The organism is Stackebrandtia sp. (assembly GCF_035643755.1).
Lineage (GTDB): Bacteria > Actinomycetota > Actinomycetes > Mycobacteriales > Micromonosporaceae > Stackebrandtia.
Window position 1 is genome coordinate 19,718 of sequence record NZ_DASQPW010000106.1, and the last position, 7,742, is coordinate 27,459.

The window sequence follows — 7,742 nt, forward strand, 5'->3', positions numbered from 1 at the left end:
ATTGGCAACCGTGGAATCCACTGTGAGCGGAGCGCGCGCCAACCAGCGCGCCCTGCGGGAGGCCATCAAGCGGCTCATCGTCGAGCGGGGGCTGACGGCGGGGGCGCCGCTGCCCACCGAGCGCGAGCTCATCGACGAGCTCGGGGTCTCCCGACACCCGCTGCGCGAGGCGATGAAGGCGCTGGAGGCGCTGGGCATCGTCGACATCCGGCACGGGCACGGCACCTTCGTGGGCTCGGCGTCGCTGTCGGGCCTGGAGGCCGGGCTGACGTTCCACAGTGCCCTGTCGGTGCGGGGGGACCTGACCGACGTCCGCGACCTGCTGGAGGTGCGGCAGGTGCTGGAGACCGGGCTGGTTCCCCGCGTCATCGAGTCCTATGAGGATGTCGACGTGGACGGACTTCGCGAGGCGGTCGAGGCCATGGAGGCCGCCGCCGCCGACGGCCGCTTCGACCCCGACGCCGACTGGCGCTTCCACGAGACCCTGTACCGGCCGCTGGGCAACAAGCTGGTGCTCGACCTGCTCCGGGTGTTCTGGCGGGTGTTTCGCTCCCTCGACGCGAAGCTGCCGCGCGCCGACAGCACGCCGGAGGCCAACGCCCGCTGGCACCGCGCGATCCTCGACGCCCTCACCCGCCGCGACGCCGCCGCCCTGACCGCGGCGATCAGCGAGCACTTCCGGGGGATCCGGGCCCGGGTGTCCGGCTGAGCCGGTACCGGCGATGGGCGGCCATCCGGACGGGGGCGTTGGCGGTGCCGTAACCGCTGTAGTCGCCGATCCGCTGCACCACCTCGAAGAACACCCGGTTGCCGTGCACGGCGGTGTACAGGTGGAGGAATTCCCCGCGCCGGTCGCGGTCGTAGAGGACGTGGTGCGCGCGCAGCCGGTCGAGCTGTGGCGGGGCGAGCCGAGCGCCCAGGTCATCGTAGTAGTTGTCCGGGATGGACAGTAGCGGGACCGCGTTGGCGCGCATGGCTTCGGCGGCGGCGAAGATGTCATCGGTGGCGAAGGCGATGTGCTGGGGCGCGGGGACGCCGGGCGACCACTCGGCGCCGCGACGCAACAGCGCGACGCTCAGGGCGATGCGGACCCGGTGGCGGGGGTCGCTGAGGGCCCGGCTGCGGACGAGTCCGAAGGGGGCGGCGTATTCGCCGTCGTCTTCGGTGTTCAATCCGAGTATCGAGTGGTAGAACAGGGTCGCGGCGTCGAAGTGATCGAATGGTTGCGTCAGGGCGATGTGGTCGACGCCCAGCAGGTGGGTACGGGACGGCGGTGCCGGTGCGGTGAGGTGAAAGTCGCGGCGCCAGTCGGCGTCGCAGAAGATCACCCGGGATCCGTCCGGCGCGCGGACGGACAGCGGCGCGGCGGCTGTGGCTTCGGGCGAACTCACCGGTGCCAACAGCGCCTCGGCGCGGCGTGCCGCGGCGGCGGGGTCGGTGGTCTCGACGGCCAACCCCGAAATCCGGTCGTGCGGGTCGTCGGACCCGTCGTCCAGCAGGACGCGCATGGTTCCTTGTTCCCACAGCTCGACGGGCTGGCGCCGGTGGCGTCCGGTCAACGCGAATCCCATGGCCGCAAGGGTCTGGGCGAGCTCGGGGCGGCAGTTTTCGCCCGGCGTCAGCGAGGTGAAGGCGACTTCGGAGGGTGCCGGGGCCTCGGGGAGCGGGGCACCGATGGACTCCTCCAATGTCAACAGTGAGCGCATGGCGTCGATGGCGGCGCGGTGGGGTTCGGCCTGACGGAACACGTCATTGAAGACCTCAAGGGACAGCGGACCCTGGTAGCCGGCGGCCAGCACGCGGCGCAGGAAACCGCTCAGATCGAAGTCGCCCTGGCCGGGAAACAGCCGGTGATGACGGCTCCATTGCAACAGGTCCATGCGCGGCCGGGGGGCGTCGGCCAGTTGCAGGAAGAACAGCTTGTCGCCGGGAATGTCGGCGATGTCGCCGGGATCGCTGCCACGCGAAAGGATGTGAAAGCTGTCCAGGCACAGGCCGAGCGCGGGGTGGTCGGCGCGGGCGACGATGTCGGCCGAACGGGTGTAGGTGTTGACGTGTCGACCCCAGGCGAGTGCCTCGTAGGCGACTCGCAGGCCCCGGCGGGCGGCGTGTTCGGCCAGCTGGCGCAGTTGCGCGGCGGCCAGGTCGTCGTCGTCGATGGTGTCCGGCGCGACCGAGGAGCACACCAGCATGGTGACCACGCCCAGGCGTTCCATCAGGTCGAATTTGTGTTCGGCGCGGCGCAGGTTCGCCGCGAGCCGCCGCGGCGGTGCGGCCTCGAAGTCCCGGAACGGTTGGTACAGGTCGATGTTCAGGCCGAGGTCGGCGCAGCGTTGCCGGATCCGTTCCGGGGCCCAGGACGTGGCGATCAGGTCATCCTCGAAGATCTCCACGCCGTCGAACCCGGCCCGGGCCGCGGCGTCCAACTTGTCCTCAATGGTGCCCGAGAGGCAGACGGTCGCGATGCCCCTGGGGCGCCGGGTGCCGGTGTCAGACATGGGATTCGGTTCCAATCAGGGTCTGGAAGTGTCGCCGCATCCGGTCCGGGTCGGGGTCGGCGCCGGTGAACAGCCGAAAGGACTCGGCCGCCTGGAGCACCGCCATCCGGCCGCCGTCCAGCACCCGGCATCCCCGGCCGCGCGCGGCGGCCAGCAGGGGAGTCTCCAGTGGACGATAGACGATCTCGGCGACCCAGCACCGTGGGTGCAGCAGCGTCGATGCGAACGGCAGACCGGGATGCGCGGTCATTCCGGTGGGGGTGGCGTGTACCAGGCCGTCGGCGTCGCGCAGTGCCGTGGCCAGCCGGACGTCGTCGCCGAAGGACGCCGATACCGCGCGGTCCGGGCCGAAACGCGTGGTCAGGTCCTCGGCGAGCGTGTCCGATCGTGAATCGTCCACATCGAATATCTCGATGCGGCGGGCGCCGAGCGTCATCAGCGCGTGGGCCACGGCGGATCCGGCGCCGCCGGCGCCCAGCAGAACCACGTGACCGGTGGCGGCGTCGGCGAGGCCGAGGGTGAAGGCGCGCGCGAACCCCGACCAGTCGGTGTTGTGTCCGATGGCCCGGCCGTCGGCGAAGGTGACGGTGTTGACCGCGCCGAGCGCGGCGGCGTCGGCGGACAGGTCGTCCAGGTGGGCCAGAACGGTCTGTTTGCACGGGTGGGTGATGTTGAGTCCGTCGTACCCGACCAGTCTTGCCGCGGCCAGCAGGTCGCCGCAGGCCGCGGGCGCCAGGCCCAGCGCGTCGAGGTCCAGTCGCCGGTAGAGGTAGCGCAGCCCCAGTTCGTCGGCCTCGCGTTCGTGCAGCGCCGGGCTCAGCGACGGGCCGATGCCCGAGCCGATGAGGCCGATGAGATAGTCGCGGCGCGTGCTCACAACGTCTCCAATGGACATGTAATGTACGAACTAGTTAATTCATGATAGGCCGAAGCCGCGGTCTTGGAAAGGCCATACAGTGGTGACGTCCATACCTCCGCCGACCGAAGGGCTCCCGGTGTCCGCGAGATCAGATTCGGCAGCCGCCACCGACGACCAGGGGAAACAGCGCGACGCTGACCGCACCCGGGCGGAGATTATCGACGTGGCTACAAAGGAGTTCGCCGATCACGGCTTCTCGGGTGCCCGGGTGGACGAGATCGCCGCGAAGACCCGCACCACCAAGCGGATGATCTATTACTACTTCGGCAACAAGAAGCAGTTGTACGTGGCGGTGTTGGAGCGGGCGTATGCCGGAATCCGATCGCTGGAGCAGGGCCTGGACGTGGAGCATCTCGACCCCGCCGAGGCGATCCGGCGGCTCGCCGAGCTGACCTTCGACCACCACGAGTCGCACCCGGACTTCATCCGTCTGGTGAGCATCGAGAACATCCACCGGGCCGAGTTCCTCACTGGCTCAACGATTCTGGAGAGCCTGGCCAATCCCGCACTCGACGTGGTGCGGCGGATTCTGCGGCGGGGCCGCGCGGACGGCGTGTTCCACGACGCCGTCGATGCCGTCGACGTCCACATGATGATCAGCGCGTTTTGCGTCTTCCGGACGGCGAACCGGCACACCTTCCGCGCCATCTTCGGCAGGGACATGCTCGATCCGTCCCACCACGACCGTCATCGGAAGATGTTGGGGGACATGGTGGTGGAGTACCTCACCGCGCGTTCCCAGTGAAACGGTCTTGACTCATGACCGCGCTCACACTACTTTAATGTACTAGCTAGTTAGTACATTAATTACGGGGCATGGACCGAGGAGTTTGCCATGACCGTTCCCCCAGTCCCGCAAGGAAAGCCGCGAAAAGCAGCGCTGGCCGCCTGGATCGGCAGCGCCCTTGAGTACTACGACTTCTTCATCTACGGCACCGCCGCCGCCCTGGTGTTCGGCGGAATCTTCTTCCCCACATCCGATCCGTCCACCGAAACCCTGTTGGCGCTGGCCACCTTCGGCGTCGGCTACGTGGCCCGTCCGGTCGGAGCCTTCTTCCTCGGCCATCTCGGCGATACCTTTGGGCGCAAGAAGGTCCTGGTCTTGACGATCGTGATGATGGGTACGTCGACCTTCCTGGTGGGTTGCCTGCCCGGATATGCCACGATCGGTGTCACCGCGCCCATCCTGCTGGTCGCCTTGCGACTCTTGCAGGGACTGTCGGCGGCGGGCGAGCAGGCCGGCGCCAACTCGATGAGCCTGGAGCATTCGCCGGACGACGCCCGGGCCTTCTTCACCAGCTTCACCCTCAGCGGCACCCAGGCCGGGCAGATCCTGGCCACGGCGGTGTTCCTGCCCGTCGCCGCCCTGCCCAGGGAATCGCTGATGTCATGGGGCTGGCGGATCCCCTTTTGGCTCAGCGCCATCGTGGCGATCGCCGGACTGGTCATCCGCCGCACGCTGGAAGAGACGCCGGTGTTTGTGCGAGAAGCCGCCCGCGACGAGATACCCAAGCTTCCACTGTGGGAGCTGTTGCGCAACCACTGGGCCGACGTGCTGCGGGTGATCGCGGCGGCGCTGGTGGCCTCGGTCAGCACGATCTTCACCGTCTACGCCCTCAGCTACGCCGTCAACACCGTCAAGCTCGACAAGTCCGCCATCCTGTGGGTCGGCGTGCTGGCCAACATCGTCGCGCTGGCCGCGATTCCACTGTTCGCGAAGCTTTCCGACCGCATCGGACGAAGGCCGGTGTTCCTGATCGGAACGGTCGGCAGCGCGGTGCTGATGTTCGGGTACCTGTGGGCGATCTCGACGGGCGACTACGTCCTGATCTTCGGGCTGGGAATCGCGATGTTCGGCGTGATTTACAGTGCCGCCAACGGAATCTGGCCCGCGCTGTACGGCGAGATGTTCAGCGCCAAGGTGCGGTTGTCGGGCATGGCGATCGGTACCCAGTTCGGATTCGCGATCTCGGCGTTCGCGCCCTCGCTCGCCGACCTGATCGCCGGTCGCGGAGTCGGGGGATGGTTGCTGCCGTCGTTGCTGGTGGCGGGTGCCTGCCTGATCAGCGCGGTGGCCGTCGCCCTCAGCCGCGAGACCTACCGGGTGCCCACAGGGGACCTCGGTGTCAGGCCCGCGAGGGTTCCTCGAAACGCCGCGCCACTGTAGAACCGGCCCTCAGCCCGTGGCTCGCCCGATGTCGGCCAGGTCGCCCTCGATGGCCGCCGCCGTGTCCAGCAGCAGCGGCAGCAGCTCGTCGTGCAGGGCCTGGCCGCTGCCCCGGCTGATGTGGGCCGAGACGTTCACCCCGGCGACCACGGCGCCGCTCGCGTCGCGGATCGGCGCCGCCATGGACCGCAGGCCCTCCTCCAGCTGCTGGTCGGCCAGGGCGAAACCCTGTCGGCGCACCCGATCCAGCTCGGCGCGCAGCTCCTCGCGGTCCACTATGGTGTGCGGGGTGAGGGGGCGGAGCTTCACCCCGGCCAGGTAGCCGTCCAGCCATTGCGGGTCCTGCCCGGCCAACAGCACCCGCCCCAGGGACGTGGCGTAGGCGGGGAAGCGGGTGCCGATGGCGATGACCACGGTCATGATGCGCTTGGTGGGCACCCGCGCGACGTAGACCACCTCGTCGGAGTCCAGCACCGCCACCGACGCCGACTCGTGGGCGCGCACCGACAGCCGCTCCAGGTGGGGCATCGCCACCTCGGGGAGGCTGAGGCCGGACAGGTACGCGTACCCCAGCTCCAGCACCCGGGGCCGCAGGCTGAATTCGCGTTCGTCGCTGCCGATGTAGCCGAGTTCGGCGAGGGTGAGCAGGAAGCGGCGGGCCGCGGCGCGGGTGAGGCCGGTGCGGCGGGCCACCTCGCTGAGCGTCAGCCTCGGATGGTCGGCGTCGAACGCCTTGATGACGGACAGCCCGCGCGCCAGCGACTGCACGTAGTCCGGCCCCGGCTGCGGCTGTTCGGTCATGCCCCGCCCCTTCCTGTGTCGCGATCGGCGATGGCTCGCCCGGCGATCGTAAAGCCGCGGTTGGCGGCGGGCAGCCCGGCGTACACGCCGACGTGCATCAGCAGCTCGGACAGCTCGGCGGGTTCGAGGCCGTCGTCGAGGGCGGCGCGCACGTGCATGTCGAGTTCGCCCTCCCTGCCGAGCGCCGCCAGCACCGCGATGGTGATCAGGCGGCGGACGTGGCGATCCAGCCCGGGCCGCGACCAGATCTCGCCCCACGCGTAGCGGGAGATGAAGTCCTGGAAGTCGGCGTTGAACGCGGTGGTGGCGGCCCTCGCCCGATCGACGTGGGCGTCGCCGAGCACCTCGCGGCGGATCCGTTCGCCGTCGTTCATGACATCTCCCGCGCGGCGAGATGGTCGGCCAGGACGGGGGCGCAGCGCTCGGCCGACTCCAACACGGCCAGGTGCCGGCCCGGGATCGTCCACAGCGTCGAGCCCTCCACAGCGGACACGATCTCGGCCATGGCGCTCACGGGGCACACCGGGTCGTCGATTCCCGCCAGCACCAGGGTCGGCGCGGTGATCCGCGTCAACTGTGGACCTAGGTCGGCGTCGCCGAGCGCCTCGCAGCAGGCGGCGTAGCCCTCGGTCTCGCAGGACCGCAGGGTGGCGGCGCAGTAGTGGGAGCGGTCGGGGCGGGAGCGGCGGAAGTCGTCGGTCAGCCAGCGTTCCAGGCTGTTGTCCACCAGCGCGTCGGTGATGCCGTCGCGGCGGACGGCGGCGGCCCGTTCGTCCCAGCCGCCGGCCGCGGCGATCCTGGGGGCGGTGCAGCACAGGGCCAGGCGCTCGACGCGGTGCGGCGCGTGCGCCGCCACCCACATCGCGATCAGCCCGCCCAGGGACAGCCCGCACCACGACGCCCGCGCGATGCCCAGCCTGTCGAGCAGGTTCAGGAAGTCCTCGGCCAGGTCGGCGATCCGGTATGGACCCGCGGGGACGGGCGAGGACCCGTGCCCCCTGATGTCGGCCAGCAGCACGCGAAACCGCAGCCTCATGGTGAACACCAGCGGCGCCCACATTCGCGAATCCAGCCCGAGCGCGTGCGGCATCACCACCACGGGCGCGTCCGCCGGGCCGATGAGTTCGTGGTGCAGCCTGACGGTCATGCGGCCTCCTGTGCTCGATGGGACTGCAAAGCTCGATCCACAATGGCACGTGCGGCGGGCAGGCACGCGGACGGATCGCACAGCTCGTCCAGCTCGGGCGGCGACAGGTGGGCCGCCACCACGGCGTCGGCGCCCAACGCCCGCCGGAAATCGGTCGAACCCGCGGCCGCGCCGACCCGGCGATGCGCCTCGCGGCGCCCGAGTACGGGG

8 protein-coding genes and 1 pseudogene are annotated in these 7,742 nt (G+C 69.7%); 3 read left to right on the forward strand and 6 right to left on the reverse strand.

From position 1 onward, the window contains the following. Position 1: 1 nt before the first annotated feature. Entirely contained in the window at positions 2 to 709 is a 708-nt protein-coding gene (locus VE172_RS08205) for a FadR/GntR family transcriptional regulator (RefSeq protein ID WP_349258299.1), read from the forward strand. On the opposite strand, the gene VE172_RS08210 is transcribed toward VE172_RS08205, so the two are convergent. Both VE172_RS08210 and VE172_RS08215 read right to left on the reverse strand, forming a co-directional pair. Then, positions 666 to 2,498, reverse strand: a complete 1,833-nt coding sequence (locus tag VE172_RS08210; protein ID WP_324799709.1) for a sugar phosphate isomerase/epimerase and 4-hydroxyphenylpyruvate domain-containing protein — start codon at positions 2,496 to 2,498, stop codon at positions 666 to 668. The two genes, VE172_RS08205 and VE172_RS08210, sit on opposite strands and share 44 nt — an antisense overlap. Next, the gene (locus tag VE172_RS08215; RefSeq protein WP_349258300.1) at positions 2,491 to 3,393 is read right to left on the reverse strand and encodes a shikimate dehydrogenase; all 903 of its coding nucleotides are present in this window, start codon (positions 3,391 to 3,393) and stop codon (positions 2,491 to 2,493) included. The genes VE172_RS08210 and VE172_RS08215 overlap by 8 nt, the downstream gene beginning before the upstream one ends. Positions 3,394 to 3,493: 100 nt before the next feature. On the opposite strand from VE172_RS08215, the gene VE172_RS08220 reads away from it, so the two are divergent. Together VE172_RS08220 and VE172_RS08225 are read left to right on the forward strand one after the other, a co-directional pair. Continuing rightward, positions 3,494 to 4,162 (forward strand): TetR/AcrR family transcriptional regulator, encoded by a 669-nt coding sequence (locus VE172_RS08220; protein ID WP_349258301.1) that lies wholly within the window; start codon positions 3,494 to 3,496, stop codon positions 4,160 to 4,162. A gap of 90 nt (positions 4,163 to 4,252) precedes the next feature. Continuing rightward, positions 4,253 to 5,584 (forward strand): MFS transporter, encoded by a 1,332-nt coding sequence (locus VE172_RS08225; RefSeq protein WP_324799718.1) that lies wholly within the window; start codon positions 4,253 to 4,255, stop codon positions 5,582 to 5,584. 9 nt (positions 5,585 to 5,593) lie between these two features. Here the strand turns inward: VE172_RS08225 and VE172_RS08230 are convergent, their stop codons facing one another. From VE172_RS08230 to VE172_RS08245, 4 genes and pseudogenes are all read right to left on the reverse strand, one after another. Further along, complete coding sequence (locus tag VE172_RS08230; protein WP_324799721.1) at positions 5,594 to 6,385, reverse strand: IclR family transcriptional regulator domain-containing protein; 792 nt, start codon at positions 6,383 to 6,385, stop codon at positions 5,594 to 5,596. Continuing rightward, positions 6,382 to 6,759, reverse strand: coding sequence for a 4-carboxymuconolactone decarboxylase (pcaC, locus tag VE172_RS08235; protein ID WP_324799723.1), 378 nt, complete (start codon positions 6,757 to 6,759; stop codon positions 6,382 to 6,384). The genes VE172_RS08230 and pcaC overlap by 4 nt, the downstream gene beginning before the upstream one ends. Then, a complete protein-coding gene (pcaD, locus tag VE172_RS08240) occupies positions 6,756 to 7,532 on the reverse strand; it encodes a 3-oxoadipate enol-lactonase (RefSeq protein ID WP_324799726.1) in 777 nt (258 codons plus the stop codon). The genes pcaC and pcaD overlap by 4 nt, the downstream gene beginning before the upstream one ends. Beyond that, positions 7,529 to 7,742, reverse strand: a pseudogene (locus VE172_RS08245) (3-carboxy-cis,cis-muconate cycloisomerase); the annotation flags it as partial. The gene pcaD and the pseudogene VE172_RS08245, both read right to left, overlap by 4 nt.